The 19,537-nt window shown below is 51.2% G+C and carries 28 protein-coding genes and 1 riboswitch; of the genes, 12 read left to right on the top strand and 16 right to left on the bottom strand.

Annotated elements, in window-relative coordinates:
* Window positions 1-11: 11 nt before the first annotated feature.
* Window positions 12-210: riboswitch (cobalamin riboswitch) on the bottom strand.
* Window positions 211-383: 173 nt separating this feature from the next.
* A complete protein-coding gene (locus tag HP435_RS14190; protein WP_173598778.1) occupies window positions 384-1,205 on the top strand; it encodes an alpha/beta hydrolase in 822 nt (273 codons plus the stop codon).
* 113 nt (window positions 1,206-1,318) lie between these two features.
* Here the strand turns inward: HP435_RS14190 and HP435_RS14185 are convergent, their stop codons facing one another.
* The 4 genes from HP435_RS14185 to tlp all read right to left on the bottom strand — a co-directional run bounded on the left by HP435_RS14185 (window position 1,319) and on the right by tlp (window position 3,694).
* Window positions 1,319-1,831 (bottom strand): ACT domain-containing protein, encoded by a 513-nt coding sequence (locus HP435_RS14185; RefSeq protein ID WP_063231043.1) that lies wholly within the window; start codon window positions 1,829-1,831, stop codon window positions 1,319-1,321.
* A 34-nt stretch (window positions 1,832-1,865) separates the two neighbouring features.
* On the bottom strand, window positions 1,866-2,198 hold the full coding sequence (locus HP435_RS14180; RefSeq protein WP_122963321.1) for a hypothetical protein: 333 nt from the start codon (window positions 2,196-2,198) through the stop codon (window positions 1,866-1,868).
* Between the two features lie 19 nt (window positions 2,199-2,217).
* Complete coding sequence (mnmA, locus tag HP435_RS14175) at window positions 2,218-3,330, bottom strand: tRNA 2-thiouridine(34) synthase MnmA (protein WP_173595945.1); 1,113 nt, start codon at window positions 3,328-3,330, stop codon at window positions 2,218-2,220.
* Between the two features lie 148 nt (window positions 3,331-3,478).
* On the bottom strand, window positions 3,479-3,694 hold the full coding sequence (tlp, locus tag HP435_RS14170) for a small acid-soluble spore protein Tlp (protein ID WP_122963323.1): 216 nt from the start codon (window positions 3,692-3,694) through the stop codon (window positions 3,479-3,481).
* A gap of 119 nt (window positions 3,695-3,813) precedes the next feature.
* On the opposite strand from tlp, the gene HP435_RS14165 reads away from it, so the two are divergent.
* Window positions 3,814-4,035, top strand: a complete 222-nt coding sequence (locus HP435_RS14165) for a hypothetical protein (RefSeq protein ID WP_122963324.1) — start codon at window positions 3,814-3,816, stop codon at window positions 4,033-4,035.
* Window positions 4,036-4,048: 13 nt separating this feature from the next.
* Here HP435_RS14165 and HP435_RS14160 read toward each other — a convergent pair whose 3' ends face one another.
* Window positions 4,049-4,399, bottom strand: a complete 351-nt coding sequence (locus tag HP435_RS14160; protein ID WP_173598766.1) for a DUF952 domain-containing protein — start codon at window positions 4,397-4,399, stop codon at window positions 4,049-4,051.
* A gap of 30 nt (window positions 4,400-4,429) precedes the next feature.
* Window positions 4,430-4,675, bottom strand: a complete 246-nt coding sequence (locus tag HP435_RS14155) for a hypothetical protein (RefSeq protein ID WP_173595944.1) — start codon at window positions 4,673-4,675, stop codon at window positions 4,430-4,432.
* Window positions 4,676-4,845: 170 nt separating this feature from the next.
* Here HP435_RS14155 and HP435_RS14150 point away from each other — a divergent pair, with 170 nt between their 5' ends.
* The 3 genes from HP435_RS14150 to HP435_RS14140 all read left to right on the top strand — a co-directional run bounded on the left by HP435_RS14150 (window position 4,846) and on the right by HP435_RS14140 (window position 6,441).
* Window positions 4,846-5,856 (top strand): glycerophosphodiester phosphodiesterase family protein, encoded by a 1,011-nt coding sequence (locus HP435_RS14150; protein WP_173595943.1) that lies wholly within the window; start codon window positions 4,846-4,848, stop codon window positions 5,854-5,856.
* A gap of 71 nt (window positions 5,857-5,927) precedes the next feature.
* Window positions 5,928-6,119: a hypothetical protein gene (locus HP435_RS14145; protein WP_122963327.1), complete on the top strand. Its 192-nt coding sequence runs from the start codon at window positions 5,928-5,930 to the stop codon at window positions 6,117-6,119.
* Between the two features lie 97 nt (window positions 6,120-6,216).
* Window positions 6,217-6,441, top strand: a complete 225-nt coding sequence (locus HP435_RS14140; protein WP_122963328.1) for a hypothetical protein — start codon at window positions 6,217-6,219, stop codon at window positions 6,439-6,441.
* A 242-nt stretch (window positions 6,442-6,683) separates the two neighbouring features.
* Here HP435_RS14140 and HP435_RS14135 read toward each other — a convergent pair whose 3' ends face one another.
* From HP435_RS14135 to HP435_RS14125, 3 genes are all read right to left on the bottom strand, one after another.
* Window positions 6,684-6,977 carry a YolD-like family protein gene (locus tag HP435_RS14135; RefSeq protein WP_122963329.1) on the bottom strand — a complete coding sequence of 98 codons (294 nt, stop codon included), beginning with the start codon at window positions 6,975-6,977 and terminating at the stop codon, window positions 6,684-6,686.
* Window positions 6,961-7,161 (bottom strand): hypothetical protein, encoded by a 201-nt coding sequence (locus HP435_RS14130; protein ID WP_122963330.1) that lies wholly within the window; start codon window positions 7,159-7,161, stop codon window positions 6,961-6,963. The genes HP435_RS14135 and HP435_RS14130 overlap by 17 nt, the downstream gene beginning before the upstream one ends.
* Before the next feature lie 87 nt (window positions 7,162-7,248).
* Window positions 7,249-8,223 (bottom strand): bile acid:sodium symporter family protein, encoded by a 975-nt coding sequence (locus tag HP435_RS14125; RefSeq protein ID WP_122963331.1) that lies wholly within the window; start codon window positions 8,221-8,223, stop codon window positions 7,249-7,251.
* 181 nt (window positions 8,224-8,404) lie between these two features.
* On the opposite strand from HP435_RS14125, the gene HP435_RS14120 reads away from it, so the two are divergent.
* Window positions 8,405-8,647: a hypothetical protein gene (locus HP435_RS14120; protein ID WP_063231054.1), complete on the top strand. Its 243-nt coding sequence runs from the start codon at window positions 8,405-8,407 to the stop codon at window positions 8,645-8,647.
* 95 nt (window positions 8,648-8,742) lie between these two features.
* Here HP435_RS14120 and HP435_RS14115 read toward each other — a convergent pair whose 3' ends face one another.
* Window positions 8,743-9,189, bottom strand: coding sequence for a YhcN/YlaJ family sporulation lipoprotein (locus HP435_RS14115; RefSeq protein ID WP_122963332.1), 447 nt, complete (start codon window positions 9,187-9,189; stop codon window positions 8,743-8,745).
* 677 nt (window positions 9,190-9,866) lie between these two features.
* On the opposite strand from HP435_RS14115, the gene HP435_RS14110 reads away from it, so the two are divergent.
* Window positions 9,867-10,544: an O-methyltransferase gene (locus HP435_RS14110; RefSeq protein WP_122963333.1), complete on the top strand. Its 678-nt coding sequence runs from the start codon at window positions 9,867-9,869 to the stop codon at window positions 10,542-10,544.
* Window positions 10,545-10,598: 54 nt separating this feature from the next.
* On the opposite strand, the gene HP435_RS14105 is transcribed toward HP435_RS14110, so the two are convergent.
* Entirely contained in the window at window positions 10,599-11,066 is a 468-nt protein-coding gene (locus HP435_RS14105) for a DUF3862 domain-containing protein (protein ID WP_122963334.1), read from the bottom strand.
* A 247-nt stretch (window positions 11,067-11,313) separates the two neighbouring features.
* Here HP435_RS14105 and HP435_RS14100 point away from each other — a divergent pair, with 247 nt between their 5' ends.
* Both HP435_RS14100 and HP435_RS14095 read left to right on the top strand, forming a co-directional pair.
* A complete protein-coding gene (locus HP435_RS14100; protein WP_122963335.1) occupies window positions 11,314-11,661 on the top strand; it encodes a YkgJ family cysteine cluster protein in 348 nt (115 codons plus the stop codon).
* A gap of 84 nt (window positions 11,662-11,745) precedes the next feature.
* Complete coding sequence (locus HP435_RS14095; protein ID WP_173595942.1) at window positions 11,746-11,943, top strand: hypothetical protein; 198 nt, start codon at window positions 11,746-11,748, stop codon at window positions 11,941-11,943.
* A 98-nt stretch (window positions 11,944-12,041) separates the two neighbouring features.
* Here the strand turns inward: HP435_RS14095 and msrA are convergent, their stop codons facing one another.
* Window positions 12,042-12,557, bottom strand: a complete 516-nt coding sequence (gene msrA / locus HP435_RS14090; RefSeq protein ID WP_122963337.1) for a peptide-methionine (S)-S-oxide reductase MsrA — start codon at window positions 12,555-12,557, stop codon at window positions 12,042-12,044.
* A gap of 198 nt (window positions 12,558-12,755) precedes the next feature.
* Here msrA and HP435_RS14085 point away from each other — a divergent pair, with 198 nt between their 5' ends.
* Window positions 12,756-13,235 carry a GAF domain-containing protein gene (locus tag HP435_RS14085; protein ID WP_173598765.1) on the top strand — a complete coding sequence of 160 codons (480 nt, stop codon included), beginning with the start codon at window positions 12,756-12,758 and terminating at the stop codon, window positions 13,233-13,235.
* 265 nt (window positions 13,236-13,500) lie between these two features.
* On the opposite strand, the gene HP435_RS14080 is transcribed toward HP435_RS14085, so the two are convergent.
* Window positions 13,501-13,698: a hypothetical protein gene (locus tag HP435_RS14080; RefSeq protein WP_173595941.1), complete on the bottom strand. Its 198-nt coding sequence runs from the start codon at window positions 13,696-13,698 to the stop codon at window positions 13,501-13,503.
* Between the two features lie 336 nt (window positions 13,699-14,034).
* Between HP435_RS14080 and HP435_RS14075 the strand changes: the two genes are divergently transcribed.
* Window positions 14,035-14,559: a GNAT family N-acetyltransferase gene (locus tag HP435_RS14075; protein WP_122963340.1), complete on the top strand. Its 525-nt coding sequence runs from the start codon at window positions 14,035-14,037 to the stop codon at window positions 14,557-14,559.
* Window positions 14,560-14,607: 48 nt separating this feature from the next.
* On the top strand, window positions 14,608-15,159 hold the full coding sequence (locus HP435_RS14070) for a hypothetical protein (protein WP_173595940.1): 552 nt from the start codon (window positions 14,608-14,610) through the stop codon (window positions 15,157-15,159).
* 219 nt (window positions 15,160-15,378) lie between these two features.
* Here HP435_RS14070 and HP435_RS14065 read toward each other — a convergent pair whose 3' ends face one another.
* From HP435_RS14065 to HP435_RS14055, 3 genes are read right to left on the bottom strand one after another with little or no spacing between them, the layout of a single operon-like run.
* Window positions 15,379-16,713: an LLM class flavin-dependent oxidoreductase gene (locus HP435_RS14065; protein WP_173598764.1), complete on the bottom strand. Its 1,335-nt coding sequence runs from the start codon at window positions 16,711-16,713 to the stop codon at window positions 15,379-15,381.
* Entirely contained in the window at window positions 16,689-18,332 is a 1,644-nt protein-coding gene (locus HP435_RS14060; RefSeq protein ID WP_173595938.1) for an AraC family transcriptional regulator, read from the bottom strand. Before HP435_RS14060 ends, HP435_RS14065 begins: the two co-directional genes overlap by 25 nt.
* A 26-nt stretch (window positions 18,333-18,358) precedes the next feature.
* Window positions 18,359-19,180, bottom strand: coding sequence for an ABC transporter substrate-binding protein (locus tag HP435_RS14055; protein ID WP_229049909.1), 822 nt, complete (start codon window positions 19,178-19,180; stop codon window positions 18,359-18,361).
* Between the last annotated feature and the right edge of the window lie 357 nt (window positions 19,181-19,537).

Below are 19,537 nucleotides of genomic sequence, written 5' to 3'. Positions count from 1 at the left end.
TTCCGTAGGTTACACAGTGCTTGCAGTCAGGCAGGTCTCCTGGCTTGGGGTCATTGCTCCATTTGGCCTTCCCGATTGGCTCAATCAGTGGCGATCACAAGCAAATGGAACTCTCTCATCACAGTGGCGGGACCGCGTCGGAATCTCACCGACTTCCCTATTAAGTCTACCAAATATAGCGTGGTAAACACCTGTCCGCATCAATATGTAGTTGGTAAAACTTACTTTACCTCAATATATCGTAGGAGTCAAGCTTGGCATGTTCAATTTTCGTAGTGATAATCTCTCTCATTTCTCTATTGCCAATCTCTGGTTTTCGTCCATATAATAGGTTTCGTGTACATAAAAGTTGACGCCTACGGACGAATGGAGAGTGACCCATGATGGACAGTACGACTTACGAGGCAGTAGCGATTCCCCGTTCCCAAACGAGAAAAATAACATACAACGATCGTACGTTCCACCTATTTGTGAGCACGCCAGACACAGCCCCGCCGCCAACAGGCTTTCCTGTCATCTATTTGCTGGACGCCAACTCGGTTTTCGGCACGATGACCGAAGCCATTCGCCTGCAATGCCGCGCTCCTGAAAAAACAGGCGTGCAACCAGCCATCGTCGTCGGCATCGGCTATCCGACGGAAGCGCCTTTCCATCCGTCCCGCTACTACGACTTCACGCATGTCGTTCCGCAAGACGAGCTGCCCGCTCATCCGCGCGGCGGAGAATGGCCGGAAATGGGCGGCGCCGAAAGGTTTCTTTCGTTTATCGAGAAAACGGTGAAGCCTGCTATCGAAAAAGATTTTCCTATCGATCGTACCCGCCAGACGATCTTCGGTCATTCTCTCGGCGGCTTGCTGGTGCTGCACGCCCTGTTGACGCGGCCGCACGAGTACCAATGCTATATCGCCGGCAGCCCGTCCATTCACTGGAACGAAAGCGTCCTGCTCGAAGAAGAGCGGCGCTTGCCTGAACGGCTTACAGACGAGCTGAAAGTCAGAGCGCTCCTGACGATCGGGGAACTGGAGAACGACGGGCGCTTCCACGTCAACGTCAAAGCTGAGGCCATGGCAAAAAGGCTGTCCGCTCTCGGCACAGGTCAGATACAAGCCACGTTCCGTCAATTCCCGGACGAAAATCACACCTCTGTCTTGCACGTCCTGATCAGCCACGCGATCCGCTTCGCTTCCAAAACCGCTGCCTGCTAACCAGGGCAGCTTTTTCTTTTCCCAAAACCGGCCAACAACCGCTCCACGCACGCAAAAAACCGCCCATACGAAACATATGAGCGGTCATGCACGCATTTCTGCTCTTTTTCGGCTTACTGGAGGGACAACACCTTGTTGATCTGCGGCAGCTCTTCAATCGCCGCTACAACTGTTGGCGTAATCTCTTCATCCGTGACGCAAACAAGCAGGGCGTTCTTCCCTTTTTGCTCGCGCGACACGTTCAGCTTGGAAATATTGATTTCGTGGTCAGCCAGTTTGCGGGATACGTCGTAAATGACCCCGGGATAGTCGGTATGGTGCACCAAAAGACCGTGACCGCCCGGCGGAATCCGACAGGCGCAGTAATTGATCTCACTGATGTACACCTCGCGCCAGTCCTGGGCGAACGTATATTTGTTCGCGCCCACGCGCAAATTCGCCAAATGGTTGGCGTATTCGCCAGAGCTGTTTTGCACGGAAACGCCGCTGCCCAGCCCTTCCAGAAGCAAGGATGCGATCTGCTCTTTGTTTTCATGGGCCAAAATGCTCAAGGTTGCCCCTGCAAGCTGCGGCTCCAGTCTGCTAATCAATTGGGCCAACTCACGAAGTCCAGCGTATTGGGTCATGTAATGCCCTCACTCTCCCAGTCAAGGTTATTCTTCATTTCGGAAGAATCCACTCTTCCGGCTCTTTGATGATGGAGGAATGGTTTTCGGAACGGTACCAGGCTGTCAGGCTTTCCCCGTCCTTTTTGTACACAATGCGGTAAATCGTATTGCCTTTTCCGCTTTTGGCAAAAGGGCTTTCATCGGCAGGAACAGCGGTCACGCCGCCCGGTTCAATCACGCCGCCTTTTTCCTTGATGACAGCCTGGATCGTCGCCATGTGCTCACTGCTCGTAGCCGACATTCCCATGTAAGCGAGAAACCCCAAGAGGAGTGCTCCCGCCAAAAACGAAACGATAATCACTTTGGATTTTTTCGTTGCATCCACCAAGCGCTTCCCCCGTATATTAATTCTCTTTATCTATCGAACGCACCTTGTCGATCGTTCCTCCGCCGAGACAAACTTCGCCATCGTAGAAGACGACGGCCTGTCCAGGAGTAACGGCTTTTTGCGGTTGAGCGAAAACGACCTCTATGGTGTTGCCTTCCTGCACGTGTACCGTCACTTGCTGATCCGGCTGACGATAACGGAACTTCGCGGTGCAGACAAACGATCCAGTTGGCTTGTTGGCGCTAACCCAGCTCACGTCTGTCGCCAAAAGACTGCTTGAGTACAGGCGGGGATGATCGGAGCCTTCCCCGACAATCAGTGCGTTGCGTTCCAGATCCTTGTCCACGACAAACCACGGTTGACCGCTCGTGCCGTGTCCGCCGCCGATTCCAAGCCCTTGGCGCTGACCGAGCGTGTAGTACATCAGTCCATCGTGCTGCCCGATCACGGTTCCCTCGACAGTCTCGATATTGCCGGGCTTCGCTGGCAAGTAGTTTTGCAAAAACTCGCGGAAGTTGCGTTCGCCAATGAAGCAAATCCCTGTGCTGTCCTTTTTCTTTGCGGTGTAAAGCCCTGCTTCCTCGGCAATTTTGCGCACCTCGGGCTTTGGCAAATGTCCGATGGGAAACATCGTTTTGGACAACTGCTCCTGGCCGAGCACGTTGAGGAAATACGTCTGGTCCTTGTTGTTGTCCGCGCCTCGGATCAGCTTGTACTCCCCGTCGATGAATTTCACCTGCGCATAGTGGCCTGTCGCGATGTAATCGGCTCCCAGGTCCATCACTTTTGCCAGCAGTTCGCCAAACTTGATTTCGCGGTTGCACATGACGTCCGGGTTCGGAGTGCGCCCGCGTTTATATTCATCCAAAAAATACTGGAATACTTTATCCATGTATTCTTTTTCAAAATTGACGGTGTAATATGGAATGCCGATCTGTTCACAGACGCGCCGGACATCCTGGAAGTCTTCTTCCGCCGTGCAGTGGCCGAATTCATCGGTATCATCCCAGTTTTTCATGAAGATGCCGATGACGTCATATCCCTGTTGCTTGAGCAGGTAAGCCGTCACGGAGGAGTCGACTCCGCCGGACATGCCGACAACGACGCGTGTGTCTTCTGGTCGTTTCATAGTCTTTCTCCTCTTGATTCAATTTGTTCTTCTACAGATTACCATGTTTCGCAAAACAATTCATGTTTTGTTGCACTTTTCCCCGCTCCATGCCAAAAACACCTGCCGCAACTCTTGTGGCAGGTGTCGATGCGAGATGATTTTCAGCTCACTGGGACGTCTCATCCTCGATTTCCGAACGGAAGCCTTCTGCACTTTCTGCACGACGCTCGTTCTTCGCCTCGATGTCCGCACGTTCCTTGGCGGAAATCTCCCCTGCGTGCGCAGCCAGATAGTCATTCGCCTCGTTGATATTTTCCTCTGTATTTCGCGCCATTTCTTGCAGCTTGGCAGCGTTGTCAGAGCGATCATCCGGTTTTGCCATCACAATTCCTCCTCTGGTTCCAACTAGATTCACTACCTGTACCATTGTTCTCCGTTCACGCCAGAAGTATGTATGATAAACTGGTAGCATCTGATTTTGGACGAAGAGGAGTTTGACCGATGGCTTCCCTTGATTTTCTGGAACGAAAGCTGTTAAAAATCATCGCGGAGACAGACCCGGTGCGGCTCAAGCGCCAATGGGTGAGCAGGCATGCCGAGCCGTTCCCCGAAATCGAGCAGCGCAAAAGGATCGCGCTATTGCTGCGCAGACTCGACAAGCTGCCTGCATCCAAGCGCGAGGAAGTGCGCGATTTGCTGAATCAGTTCAACTGGAACGGATAAGCCGGATAAACGACTAGCGAATAGACCCGCCGATGCGCCAATGCCCGTCCACTTTTTCCATCCGGCGAATATCGGCAATGGCATCGTGATTGAGCGGACCGTAAATATGCGGATAAAGCAGTCCGTCGCTCGCCTGCTCGTATTTGATCGGAGAAGCGGATTTGCTCTCGTCGACTACGAGGACGAACAACTCCCCTTCAAATGCGCCGTATACCCGGTCCGCTACCTTCCCCAACAGCTCGTCGCCTTTTGTGGCATGAATAAAACCTTCCTGCTCGTAGTCGCGGGGCAGGTAATGCTCCTTCTCTTTCCACTGTTCCCAGTAAGCTTTTGGCACCATGCAATAAATGATCGATTCCTGCATCGAAAGTATGTCTCCTTTTTCGCTTGCGCTTTATTTGTTTCCCATCGCTTTGTTGACATGCCGCATGGCTTTATCGAAAAACATCTGGTCAAATGCCCCTTGATCGAACTTCCATTCAATGAAGTTTTTCAATGAATGCAAATCCACCCACGCATCCTTCGCTTGCGGATTGCGGTTAGGCACTTCACCCGTAATTTCTCCCTCGTAAACCAGCTTGGCCATCTCGTTTGGGTGCATCCCGATTTGATAGGCGATCTGGTGCAGCGCTATTTTCATCGAACTCCCCCTGCTCGGTAAGTCAATCCATACGTACGCTCTATTCTGCCAGTCTTTTTTCCCCGTGCCAAGTCCCTCTTGCGCACAGAGACATGTTTTCCTCCTGGCGCCTGCTTTGGTAAAATAGCGGTAGAAAAACAGGTCATACAGCACCGGAGGCCGCTCCATCTATGGAAAACATCAAATCGGCACCGAAAAAGAAGCGGTTGCGCCGCATCTTCTTTTGGGCATTCCTGACGCTCCTTCTCTATATGTGGGTCGTCAACAGCTCTTTTTTGGCGAGTCCGCCTGACGGCTCTCCTTTTTTGCTGGCTCACCGCGGAGTGGCGCAAACCTTTCATATGGAAGGAATCACAAACGAAACGTGCACAGCCGAGCAAATTTACCCACCAGAACATCCTTACCTGGAAAATACGCTTCCTTCCATGCGCGCGGCTTTCGCAGCCGGAGCCGATGCCGTTGAACTCGATGTCCACTGGACGAAAGATTCTCAATTCGCCGTCTTTCACGACTGGACGCTCGGATGTCGCACCAATGGCGAAGGGGTGACGAGAGACTTCACCATGTCCGAGCTGAAAAAGCTGGACGTGGGCTACAACTACACGGCAGACGGCGGGCGCACGTATCCTTTTCGCGGCAAAGGTGTCGGACTGATGCCTTCTCTCGACGAGGTTCTGACGGAATTTCCGACGGAGTCATTGTTGATCCACATCAAAAGCCACGATCCAAACGAAGGCAAAGCGCTTGCCGCCTTTTTGCAGCCCTTGCCGAAAGAACGGCTGGCGAAGCTCGCTGTATACGGCGGCGACGAGCCTGTTGCCACGCTGAAGCAAGCAATGCCGGAGCTGCGCGTCATGTCGATGAGCACGATGAAAAGCTGCCTGATTCCTTACATCGCTGTCGGCTGGTCCGGATACGTTCCGGACGCCTGCGCCGGGACCCAGCTGCATATTCCCGATCAAATCGCTCCCTGGCTGTGGGGTTGGCCTAATCGCTTCATGGAAAGAATGGAAGCAGCGGATACTCGCGTCATCCTGGTGGCAGGAAGCGGCGACTTCTCCCAAGGCTTCGATACCCCGGCCGATTTGAACCGGGTTCCCGAGAAGTTCAACGGAGGAATCTGGACAAATCGGATTGATCGCATCGGACCGCTTTTGCATAAAAAAAGCGAAACAAAGTGAAACTGTCTCCAGACATATGCGTATATACGAATACGCAGCCGAATCTGACAAGACAATTGGGAGTGATGGGGATGTTCAAAAAGCTTTTGAAAAATTTACTGGGTAATCACTCGAATGCTTCCCACAAATACCGGAAATACAGCAGCAGCGACCGCAAATACCGGAAAGGTTACGGGTCCAGCCACAGGGGGCACGGACACTCTCATTACGGCAGTTCCCACTACAAAAGAAAACATTCCAGCAGGAGCTTTTTCAGCAGCTAAACGACCTGCTCTTGGTACGCAAAAACACTCTGCCAGCTTCTGCAGCAGAGTGTTTCTTGTTTACGTATGCTACAATATGGAAAAGGAGCGTGCTGAAATGAACCCTTCCAAATCGTTTTATTATACCGTTGATCACTCCATGGTAGATGAATACAAAAAAATGCTCGATTTGATGAAAATCCCCTACACGATTGAAGCGCCAGTCGCTTTGCTCAAGGAAGGGGCCAATCAGTATTCCTTTGTGTTCCCGGATATGTCCGGCCGTTTGTATCAAATGGTAAGCAAGCTCTTTCAAGGGGAAGGCAAGCCCTATCCGCAATAATCGATGGCCTCGGGCAAAAAAAGGGACCCATTTCTGGGCCGAAGATAGGAAGTGGAGAGAATGCATGCTATGTAATATATACTAACATGAAACGAGTGATTGTCAACTTGTTTTGTCATTTTTCTGAGTTTTTATGTTAGTTTTTCTTACACCATTTCTTTCCGTTATCATTCTCTATCTGTTCGCACGCAAAAAGGAGGGACTTCGCGCCCCTCCTTTTCTTGTTTTTTCGGTCGTTTCGTTTATCCAAGAACGTTCACGATCTGCTCCAAACCGATCCACTCGCTTCTCGCTTCATTGACCAGTTGAACCTTGCGTGCCTTGGGGTCAACCCACTTGACTACGCCCCACATGCTGTGCGTATTCCCGCGCTCGCCATCCATGGACACCCACCAGCTGACTGTCACGCCATAATCTTCCCTGCCGGAATCACGGAGCATGTACAAAAACGATTCACGCTCCTGCTTTGTGATCACTGGCTGAGCCATGTCTTGCGGAAAAAGCTGACGTCCTCCGCCGTTACGAATACCGCTCATCACTTGATTTCACCCACCCTAGCCTGTACAAATCGTTTACTGCCCGTCTCATTTGACGATTGGACGCGATCGTATGAATCTCTGTTCCATTTTCCAGCATTCTGTAGACGCGAAGATGTACGGCTGTAAGCACGGGAACCCGCTGCATCTCCTTGTTCACAGGAACGAGAATGGTCTCCAGCATAAACATCACCCTCGAACGTACGTTTGCTTCATTATATACGAACAATATGCGAACAGGCAATATGAAAAAGCAGAATCTTCCTGCTTTCTACTGGGCGACTTCCTTCCCGATTGGTTGCGGCCGCTTTTCCACCACATCCAAAAACTTGCCGAACGTAGAGGCGAGCGTCTGCTGAAACAGCATCCCGAGCACGACAGGCAGGGCCACTGTAGCAGGGAAATACGTAATCGCCATAACCGCTCCGGCACTAATATTGCGCATCCCGCTATTAAAAGTCAGCGCGACGATTACGTCCCGTTCCCAGCCAAACAGTCTTGCCATCCACCAGCCTAGCAAGTAACCGAGAATGGCGAGCAAAAGCACCAACACAGCCATCCCGAACAGCTTGGCGTCCCATGCCTGGAAATAATTCGACACCATCGAGCTGTTAATCGCGACGACCACACCCATGCCCAGTTTGGAAAACGGAGAAAGCTTGGGAGCCAGCGTCTGTTTTACTCTCCCCCGCGACAGATGATGCAACAGCATACCGGCAAGCGACGGCAGCACGATCATGAAAAAGAGTCCCTGCATCATGTCCCATGTATCCATCTCTACTTTCGCCCCGAGCAACACGTACATGCCGAAAGGAACCACAAGCGGCGAAATCATCGTGTCGAGCAAAATAATCGACAGCGTCAGCGCGACGTTTCCCATGTAAATCGAAGACCACAAAAAACTGGAGATGCCCGTCGGAATGAGCGCCGCCAGCAAAAAGCCGGTAATGACATGGACATCGTCGGGATAGAACAGATGCGCCACTCCCCAGGCAATGAACGGCATGATGACATGCAAAATCATCAAATTGACCAGCAGCGGCAACGGACGTGCCAGCACTTTGGCAAACTCCTTGAACCCAGATCCCAGGCTCCCTGCAAAGGTCATAAAAGCGAAAACCCACGGAGACAAAAACGCGAACGGCTGCAGGTGCGATCCCGCAAGCACGCCAATCGCCACACTGCTCGGGGTCAACAACGGCATGATTTTTTCCAGCGACTTGTTTACTTTTGCGAATACATCCATTTCCTGCACCTCATTTGCTTTTGCGAACGCCTGATGAAAACCCATCTTTCTATATTACGTACTGGACAACTTTATTTCTAGAGAAAATGACGGGCGCCGCACTTTGACGGGCAAACAAAGGCACACTTGCATACTTTTTGGCGAACGGGTAAAGCCTAAGCTTTAGAAAGGAGGTATTTTTATGAACGGCATGGATTGGGTAGAATTTATCCGAAAAACCGAAGATAAAATGTTTCACCTCCATCGGGCGATTGATGGGATTTGTAACGAACCGGATTATAAAGAATCCGTCTCCGCTCTGACCGAAGTGGTCAGAGATTATCAAGTATTGGTTGAAAAAGCAAAAAGCGAGCTGCGTGGCATCGACTTGCATCGTGATCGTGGCGAACGCGATCGCGACCATCACGATCATGACCGTTACTAGAAGAAACTCAACTCCCCAATCGGGAGTTTTTCTTTTTTTACACGAAGCAAAAAACCTCAATCCATCCGCTTGCGATGGTGAGGTCTTCGTCCCAGTTACCCTTTCATTTTCTTTTCCAGCTCTTTTGCAGCTTTTTTCTTCTGGCACGCCTCTTTTACATCCGTCGGCCATGGCGTACCGCTCATCGATTGCAAGTCCATAAACAGTTTCTTATCAGAAGTGACGTGAACTTTCGAATCGGGAAATGCCGTTTTCAGCTTGCCCGCCACTTCTTTTTCAATCGATTGCAGTTTAAAGCGATTGAAGTTGCTAACCTTGATGGCGAGGTTCAAATCGTTGTCAATCTGGACAGCAACCACTTCATCGATCCCATCCACTTTAGCGGCAATCGCTTTCGCCTGCTCTTCCCACTCCGCATGCCGGACAGGCACAGGTGTGCACAACGGCTCTGCCTTGTTCTGTTGCTGTGTCTGCGCATTGTTTTTCCCCGAGCATCCTGTCATGACCAGCGCGATCGCCAAAATTGCCAGTATCGTACGCATGCAAACACCTCCTGACAAGTTATCCTTACTTTAGGATGACCGGAAATGGAGCATGTATGAGTGCGGGTTCTTTCCAATATAGAGACGCAGGAGACCGATTTGACCGTCCAGGACTATGTAACTATTTATCCCCGCCTGCGATTTTGGCATAAAAAAATGCGGCGGCTCATCTGCATTATTGAGCCGCCGCAGACCCCAAGAACATTGCGAGTCCTCCAATAGGATATACCAAATATGGCTTTGTAAGCGATAGGAGATCACTGGATGGCTTTTGGTGAACAAAAAAAAATCCCAGCCGCTGCTTCCGGCCGGGGCGTACGGGGTAGTACGCATATGTCATACGTGAATGATTTCATGATATAGGACAATAGAACTCGCAACAACCATCACTTTTAGGTAATAATACCTATGAATGGAACAAAAAAATAGCGCCGACCTATCTGCCTGAATTAAGTCGAACGCATTCAATCCCCAAGTTGGATTATACTAGCTAGCTTGGATTACTTTTCTATTATCTACGGAATTGGTCGATCATACCATGCGAAAATTATGGTAACAAACGCAATACTTTCCGCTTGATTTTGTTTCGTGTCGCTTTGAATCGTAGCGCTTTTCCAATATTTTCGGCAAAGATGCTTTTATGGTATGCTAGTTTTGCCATAAAAAGGAGTGAGACGATGAATCGCGATCAATGGACAGCTGTAGATGAATATTTTACGACGAAACTGGTTTCAGCAGATCCTGTACTGGACGCCGTTTTGGAACACAACGCAGCATCTGGCCTTCCGCCAATCGACGTGGCCCCCAACCAGGGGAAGTTCCTGCACTTGCTCGCCCAGATTCAAGGGGCACGCTCCATTCTGGAGATTGGTACACTCGGTGGCTACAGCACGATTTGGCTCGCTCGCGCCTTGCCTCAAGACGGCCGCCTGATCACGCTCGAAGCCGCACCGAAGCATGCAGAGGTAGCAAAAGCGAACATTGCTCGTGCCGGACTCGAATCGCTGGTGGAAATCCGCCTTGGCGACGCTCTGGACAGCCTCTCCGCTCTCGATCGCGAAAATCAAGGACCGTTCGACCTGATCTTTATTGATGCAGACAAGAAGAACAACCCGGACTACTTCCGCTATGCGCTCAAATTCTCGCGCAAAGGCAGTGTGATCATCACGGATAATGTCGTGAGAAAAGGTGCGGTCATCGACGAAACGAGCACCGATCCTAACATCCTCGGCGTTCGCCAGTTCGCCGATCTCGTTGCCGCAGAGCCAAGAGTGAGTGCGACTGCCATTCAAACAGTCGGCAGCAAAGGCTACGACGGTTTTGCCATCGCCCTGGTGACAGCAGATCCTAACTAACACACATCTCCCAATAAAAACCCGTCCGATGCTGAGCGCACAGACGGGTTTCGTTCATTGCAGACCGATTTGGGATTTGACTTGCAGTTTGCCATCCAGGAATGCCAAACTGGCACTGCTTCCGAGCGTTTCTCCTTCATACATGTAGACGACAGCATGATGCTGCTCCCCTTTGTTCCCTGCTTCCGACAGCAGCTCGCCTTCTCCCCCAATGATCCCCGTTGCTTCCTCATACGTCATGCCGTTTTCGATCTTGTCAAAGGCAGCCTTGGAAATCTTCGTTTTTTCATTGGCAGCAGAAGCCGACGCTGCATTGGTCGGCGAGGAAGTTTCCGAAGAACTTGCCTGTGTTCCCGCAGCGGGTGTTTCTGCTGGTGCAGCGGCAGTCGAAGTCGCATTGGTCGGTGCGGAACTTTCAGAAGAGCTTGCCTGCGTTCCCGCAGTTGGCGTTTCCGCTGGTGCAGAAGCGCAACCTGTCAGTCCCAGTCCGATACTGAGTAGCAATGCACATATTTTTTTCACGGTAACCAATCCCCCTTTTCATCTCTACACCTTAATCCAAAATATTACCAGTTTCATGAGAATATTTTCCTAATTGGCGACCTTTTTCCAAGCAGAGACAAGCAGGGAATACAATCGGAATAATTGTTGACAAAAATTTATTTTTGTGTTATATTAAAATATTTAATCATTTACATCAGCTTTTAAACCTTTCATACTATTCTTTACGCAAGGGACAGCGAAGAACTGGATGAAAGGATGTGCTGTAATGAACACATTGCCATGTCAGGGCTGCAAAGGCTTATGCTGTGGCCCGGTACCCATCACTGACAAGGAACGAAAGCTCATACATAAAAAGCTGAAAGCCATGCCGAAAAAGCTCCGCGAAGGCTTGGCGCATCAGCAGCGCTTTCCCGGCACCTGCATTTTCTACGACGTCAATCACGATCGTTGCGGCATTCATTCGTTTCGTCCAGACGTTTGCCGCCTGTTTGGCTATCACGAAGACCTCGTCTGTTTTCGCAAACCGGAACTGGCGACAAAAGGGAAAGCGCCGATCAAAGAACGACATGTCGGCTACCTCTCGATCGATTTTACGTGGAAAGATTTTCAGTGACGTATCTAGGCTGGACGTAAGGTGACACGGCGCAGGGATTGCAAGCATGGAAGTGCCAGGAAATATTCGGGAGGTGCCAGTCAAATGGAACCGTTCATCGGGTTTGTCATTCTCGCCTTTCTTGCCATCCTGCTGTTTCTCGTACTGGAAAGGCTGGTCGAACGCGCCGTGCATCCCCAGCATTTTTGGGCGGGTGCGATCATGAAAACGGTCATTTTCTTGTTGATTTGTGCAGGCGTCTATTTGTCGCTGCCTTGGTTTAGCGACCTGTTCTCATCCTGATTGGCAAGTCCAACCAAAAACCCGCCCTTTGCACAGGACGGGTTTGGATCGCAAGCAGACCATGTCGGGCTTGCCTGCTGCTTTTTAGGAAGCTGCTTTTATTTCCAATGCTGCTGAATGTACGCATCGCGGCCGGACTTTTCCCGGTCTTCCTTGTAATGCTTCGGGTTTTTCTTGTGGTAGCCTTGGTGATATTCTTCGGCGGGATAAAAAACGGACGCAGGCAAAATATCCGTGACGATTGGCTTGGAGAAGCGACCGCTCGCCGCCAGCGCTTGTTTCGATGCGACCGCAAGCTCATGCTGCTTTTCGTTATGGGTAAAAATCGCGGTGCGATATTGGCTGCCCCGATCGTGAAACTGTCCATCCGGGTCAGTCGGATCGATTTGCTGCCAAAACAGCTCCAGCAGTCTTTCATATGGAAACAACTCGGGATCGAACGTAATCTCGACCGCTTCCCAGTGTCCGGTTTCGCCTGTTTTTACTTGTTCATAGGTCGGGTTTTCCACCGTTCCCCCGGTATACCCGGAGATGATGCCTCCGATGCCCGGCAGCTCATCAAACGGTGTCACCATGCACCAGAAGCATCCGCCCGCAAATGTCGCTTTTTCCATCTGTATTTCCTCCAGTCCCAGCTACAGGTAATCTCCATGTTCTGCTCTCATTCATTGTACAAGAGCTTTCGGCTCGCTTCTAGGAAAAAGTGGGCAACAAATCTGCTCGTCCATAGAATCTCGTGAAGCCAATGCCCTCAGGATGTTTTATAATATCTGAGTAAAGCCATAGACAATTAGCTGTTAGGAGGACCATCCATGTTCCAAGTCGAAAAATTTCAAGGAAATAGAGAAGAGCAATACGAACTGGTCATCAAGCAGTTGGAAGCCTTGCTCGCTGGCGAGTCCAATCAGGTTGCCAATCTGGCCAATGCCGCAGCGCTGCTGAACCAGTTTTTTGAGGAAGTCAACTGGGTGGGCTTTTATCTGAACGACGGAAATGAACTCGTGCTCGGTCCGTTCCAAGGACTGCCTGCATGCGTGCGCATCCCGTTCGGAAAAGGCGTATGCGGCACCGCCGCGCAGAAGCAGGAAACGATTCGCGTAGAGGATGTGCACTTGTTTCCAGGGCATATCGCGTGCGATGCAGCTTCCGAGTCGGAGATCGTCGTCCCGATCGTAAAAGACGGACAACTGCTCGGCGTCCTCGACATCGACAGCCCGCGCAAAAACCGTTTTGACGAAATCGATCAAGCTTATTTGGAAAAGTTCGTCCAGGCGCTCGTGCGTTTTTTGTGATCGCGCCTTCTTTTCCACGCGAAAAAAGAGCAGGCTTCCTTCTGCTCTTTTTTTCATGGCGATTTGTTATTTTCGGTAGTAGTGCTTGGCCCATTCGTTTTGGATTTGCTTTTTTGACTTTGCTCTCACCCGCGGCACCTGGCTCGTTTCCCATTCGCGGATGGCAGCCGCAAGAGTTCGGTAGAAGCGAAAATCGTTGATGTCCCAGGAGCAAAACAGTTTGCGGTACATCGCGCCGACAGAAATGCCTTTCTGGTATCCCGCATCACTTGCGCAAATGCTCCGACAGCTGCGCAAGCTTTTCGTTATACTCGCGGTCCAGCCGGATTTTTGTCTTCATGAAGTGAATGGCCTTCACAATTAGATAGATAGCAAGTCCATACAGCAAAAGCATGGGCAAAAAAACGAGCACTTGCGTAAGCAGAGTGCCCCATTCTAAAGAAACAGCGCCAAAATCGAGCACATTTCTCGTCTCCTTTCTCCCCTTTTTGCGTTTTCCGTCGCACATCGTTGGATGCAAAGCGTAAAGAAGTTCTTTTTATATTACCACCATCTTCCACGTTTTCAAAATAAACAGACCGCGATAAGCAAAAGGAAGCTTTTTATGATCATCATGAAAATATTTCGCTGTCGCTGGAAAATAGAGGTGATTTTCGATCGTTCTTGTTGTAATATTATCCCAACTCCAAATCAACTGACAAAGGAATGATGCAGACGCCATTCGCTCTGCTGCTACTAGGCGTTCTTTTGCCTTCCCGGCTGACAGCCACACTACTTCGGATGTAAAAAGGAGACTGCCATGTCCAATCCATTGACCAGTCAACACTTGACTCTCACCAAACTGGCTCCGCCCGACTGGGAATTGATTCGCTCCATCTACACCAATCCGGTCCTCATGCAGCATATCGGCTCCCCTATGAGCGAGGAAGCGATCCGAAGCAACTTTGCGAAAGAGTTGGCTCCGTGGACTCTCGACTCCACCCACTGGCTCACCTGGATCATTCGCGAAACAGACACCGGAAACGACGTTGGCTTGATCAGCATCTGCACCCGTGATCGTGACGTGCTCACTGCGGAAGTAGGCTTTATTATTTTGGATACGCACAAAGGCAAAGGCTATGCAACCGAAGCGCTTGCTTTTGTCCTAGACCACGCTGCTCATGCATATGGCTTCCGAAAATTCACAGCTGTTTGTTCCGAAGAACACGCAGCTTCCAGAAAGGTGTTGGAAAAGGCGGGAATGAAGCTGGATAAAATCGTGCCGGAACATACTGAAATTGCTGGCACCATGGTGAATGACTGTTTTTATTCGTTGGAAAAATGAATGGTTGTTACAAAGATAACGGCCCCGTTCGCATAAGGAGAGGTACTAATGAAGCTCTGGCAACAAATGATCATCGTCATTGGCTTACTGCTATTTGGCAGCCTGCCTGTCTTCGCTGCATTCGAAAACGAGCCAGCAGACAGGAGTGCGTACGAAAGCTATCGTCCATATGAATCTTCCGCAAATGCACAAAAATTCCTTGCCCATACCGTGAAACATCTGTCTGAGGGAACCATGGGCGGCAGCATCCCTTTACAGACGACGCGCGACGAGCTGCAAGCAAACTATGGTTTGCAGGAAAGCGAAATCGTATCGCCAGTCCCGAACGCCCATTTTTTTGAGCGGGACGGCTACCGTTACTTCCTCAATCGCATCAATGGCGAATCGACTGTCATGGTCATCCAAGCTCCCTTTGCCCCGCTGACAAAAGAGGAAATTTTTGAAGTGGTTGGCGATCAGCCTTGGTATGGCGGCAAAAGGCAACACCAGATCATTTACAAGCTGGATCGCTACATGCTCATATTTACCCACACGGATTCCAAGGAGCAAGTCTACTATAATAGCGTTATGATCAGTCCTCTGGACCCTACCAAAAAATAAGCATAAAGCGTGACCAACCCCCGTGCTGTTGACGGGGGTTTCTTGTACTTTACATTTGTGTCCACGCACGCCGCCCCATCCATCTGATGCTTGTATAGCCTGCAAACACTCAGTAAAGATGACCACGGTCATGTGTTGATTCAGCTCTCCGCTTCCCATTCTCGCTTAAACGCAATTGCCTTGCTCTATTTCTTTAATCGGTTCGGGACTGTTTCAGGTTCACCCCACCACGAACCGATTGGACGGGCGCGGCACGCCCAGATGCTCACGCAGCGTACTTCCGCTGTACTCCGTGCGAAAAATGCCACGATTTTGCAGTTCGGGGATGACAAAATGAACGAGATCGTGCAGCGATTGCGGCAGCAGGTGCGGAATGAAAGTGAATCCGTCCGCAGCATCGTTCGTCAGCCATTCTTCCAAGCGATCGGCAATTTGCGCTGGAGTGCCTGTGATCGAAAAATGCCCGCTCTGCTGCCTCACATGCTCGTACAACTGGCGAATCGTAACCAAACCGAGCTGATCCGCTGTTTGCTTCCACTGTCTGTACGAAGCCATGCCAGCGTCAGCCAGATCCGGTTCGGGAAGCGGATCGTCGAGCGAGTACCCAGAGATGTCGAGTCCAAGCGAGGATGAAACGATATCCTTGCGCGCCTCCGGAAGCAACAAACGCTCCTGATGCTCCCGCTTCTCCTTCGCCTCGGCTTCCGTTGCGCCGACCACCACATTCAAGCCCGGCATCAGCAGCAAATCAGACGTTGCCCGGCCGTATTTGGCCAAGCGCCGTTTCAGGTCGAAATAAAAAGCTTGTGCTTCCGGCAAGGTGCGTAAAGCGGTGAACACGACGTCCGCCTGCTGGGCCGCCCGTTCCCTGAAAGTATCAGACCGTCCGGCTTGGATAATGACGGGATGACCCTGAATCGGCCTTGCCACATTCAGCGGCCCGCGCACGGAAAACCACGCCCCTTCATGATGCAACGTGTGAATTTTGGCAGGATCGGCAAAATCGCCCGTTTCCCGGTCAATCTTGATCGCATCGTCCTCCCAGCTGTCCCACAGCGCCTTAACCACATCAAGAAATTCCTCAGAATGCGCATGCCGCTGCTCGTGCAACGGACGGTGATCGTTGCGAAAGTTGTGCGCATCCAGATCGCCGATCGAGGTGACGACGTTCCAGGAAGCGCGGCCGCCGCTCAGATGATCGAGCGTCGCCAGCATGCGCGCGACATGAAACGGTTCATGGTAGGTCGTCGATATCGTCGCGGACAAACCGATATGCGAGGTCGCCCCTGCAAGAGCAGACAGCAACGTCACAGGCTCGGGCCAAATGTTAATCCCCCGGCGAAGTTCTTCCGGGCTGTTTGCTGATATCGTATATTTATCCGGTTGAAAAATATAATCGAGCTTGCCTTCCTCTGCCGTTCGCGCCAGCTCGCGATAAAAGGCAAAGTCCAGTATCCGTTCCGGCTGCGCCGTCTGATCCCGCCATCCCCCGCCAGACGAACCCGGCGTTATAAGCAAGGTAGACAGCTTCAACTGCTTTTTACAATGGAGCATGATCGGCCCACTCCTGTCGTTGGTAAATGGGATAGTAGACGGTCAACCTGGTCCAGCTGCCATTCCAATGTGATCGCTTCATAGGAAGCCCAGCGATGCTCAAGCACATGCACCTGGCCCCTCCGTACTGCTTCATGGTTTTTCCAGCCTTTCGTACGCTGCAATTCGTCGAACCATTCCTGAAATTGTTGTTCTCTCCCGCGGATGACGATCAGCTTATCTGCCTGCAAATCCGCGAATCGAGCAAAGTCAATCGGCACTCGGCGAATGTGTTCATCCTGCTGGACGTGGTTCACCAGCAAGCTTGGAGCAGAAAACCCGAGCACCTCGTAGACGGTCGGAAAAAAACGCGGGGCGTGCAGCCACACCTTGCCATTGTCTATGCGCAGAACAGCAGCCGTTATTTCCGGAGCGACCAATGGACGCACTCGCTTCTGAACAACCTTTTTCTTCAACTCGTAGCGCTCCAGCCACTGGTTGGCTTCCGCCTCTTTGCCGAGCACCCGGGCGATTCGCTGAAGGCGCTCGAACGGCCGTTCGTCCCAAGGTACGACGATAACAGGTGCCAGTCGGGAAATGACGGAAAACTCCGAGCTTACCATAAAATCTGAAGCCACGATCAAATCCGGCTGCAGAGGTTCAATTCTCGCCAGCTCCACTTGGTTGTCGCCGATACTCTTGATACTGCTCGCGATTTCCCGAAGCGAATCGAGCGAAATGTCGAGCGCGCCAATCGGCTTAACGCCAAGCGCCAGCATGTCCCCAACATAGTGCGGCGTGACGATTTTCGTATCGCAGCCACGACTGCACGCATATTGTTTCGGGGGAAGGCCGACGATTTGTTTGAATCGCCGATTGAAATAATGCGTGTCTTTGAACCCGCTGTTGCGCGAGATGGTATGCAGCAGCTCGCCACCGATAAGGAGTTCCTCCTTCGACCGATTGATCCGATAGGTGGTCAAGTAATCGATCGGGCTTTTTCCCGTCGTCCTTTTGAACAAACGGGTATACTGGCGAACACCGAGATTCGCTTGCTTCGCCAATTGCTGCACGGTCAGTTCATCGGCATAATGATCGTGCAAATATGCAATCGAACGCTCGATTGCAGCGGCCGAGTTCTCCTCCGCATCGACCGTTCGCGTTTGCTCCAAAAGGAAGCACAGCAACTGCTGAAAGGCGATCTGCATTTTGAATTGCTCGATATCATCCTCCGCCGGCCAACGCCGCAGCAAAGCTTGACAGTCGACGAGCACGCGATGAGCCGGCTTCATGTTGAAAACGTGATCGAAACGGAACCGGAACGTTTCCCCGCCCTTATTCCCTTTACTGCGCTCCACTGTCCGAAATAACAGGCGGTACAGCCGCAGCTCCTTTTGCCCCGTATTAGCTATTTCGCAAAAGGTTGCAGGCTCCACCATCCAGCAGGCTCCCTTGGCAATCTGCTCAGCGTTTTCCTGAAGCCAGAGCTTGCCTTGTCCATCTGCCACAGCCATAAAACTAAAGCTGCTTTCCGCCCGAAACCGCCTAGTATCCTTCGCAAGTACGCAAACTTTTTCGACCTCTTCAAGTACGAACAAGGGGAACTGATTCCTCGTGTTTTCATCCGATGCGTTTCCCATGTCCGAACCCCCTTTCGCTTTCGTGCTTATTTCAGCAAGAGCCTTTCCACTTCATCAAACGCCCAATCCAACGTGCTGGCATCGGCTATAGATAACCGTTTGTCAATCACATACACCTGGTTATTTTGAACGGCGGGCAAGTTTTTCCAAACAGCACCTTTCTTCGCGTCTTCAAACGTCTGTTGCGATTCCTCGTCATTCACGATGACGAAAATACGATCTGCCGCAAACTCCGGCAACACCTCCTCCGCCAGCGGTACAACTCCCTTGAAATTCTCTTGCTGCTCCAATTCCTGCAGCTTTTTCGGCGGAATCAGGCCCAGCACCTGATAGACGGTCGGAAACGTGCTTGTCCGGTATGTATAGATTTGCTTTAAGGCAAATTGAATGACGACACCTGTTTCCCCTTGCTTGAACATTGGCTTGACTTTGTCCTGCAGCTGTTTGGCTTTCGTTTCATAGCGCTCGATCCATGCCTTCTCCTCCTGCTCCTTTCCCAAAATGTCTGCGGCGAGATGCAGCGATTCAAATGCGTCCCCGAAGAAAGGGACCGCCACGACTGGCGCGATTTTGCTGTAGGCTTCGATTTCTTCTGGCGCCATGCGGGCGGAGACGAGAATCAAGTCGGGATTTAGCGCCAATACGGCTTCCTTGCTCGCTGTGTCCACAGCGATGTTGGCAATGCCTTGCTTCTCCTCGGCAGAAAAAAATCGCAGTAACTGGTCTGTCGCTCCGATCGGTTTTTGCCCGAGGGCCAACATTTCGCCGACAAAGGCCAAAGCGACCACCCTTTGGGGCCGAACGGGAATCACCACTTCCCGATTCAACGAATCTTTAAACGTTCTCATTTCTCCTTTTTCCGCCTCGGAAGCGGACTGCGCGCTTGAACTCAAGCTTTGCGCTGCCCCAGACTGAGAACTTCTGTTACCATCTGCATTGCTTCCGCAAGCGGACAGTACAACTGTTAGGCTCAAAAGCAAAGCGGCCGCACCGATCATTGTCTTGTAACGAAACAACTACAACCCCTCCGATAATATTGATTATCATTTTCACTTGGCTATTATAATCGGATAACAAAGGCTATTCAATGGAGGAACAGGACTTGTTTCGATTAAACAATTGCGACATGCAATTGGCGCTACCAGGGCGACGTCCCAGTCACTAGCTCCAGTTGCCCATCAATCACCTGCCCCTCTCCTGCTCTG

It is taken from the genome of Brevibacillus sp. HD3.3A (assembly GCF_013284375.2).
In the GTDB taxonomy this organism is placed as follows: Bacteria; Bacillota; Bacilli; order Brevibacillales; family Brevibacillaceae; genus Brevibacillus; species Brevibacillus parabrevis.
This window is presented reverse-complemented; position numbering and strand designations above follow the sequence as displayed.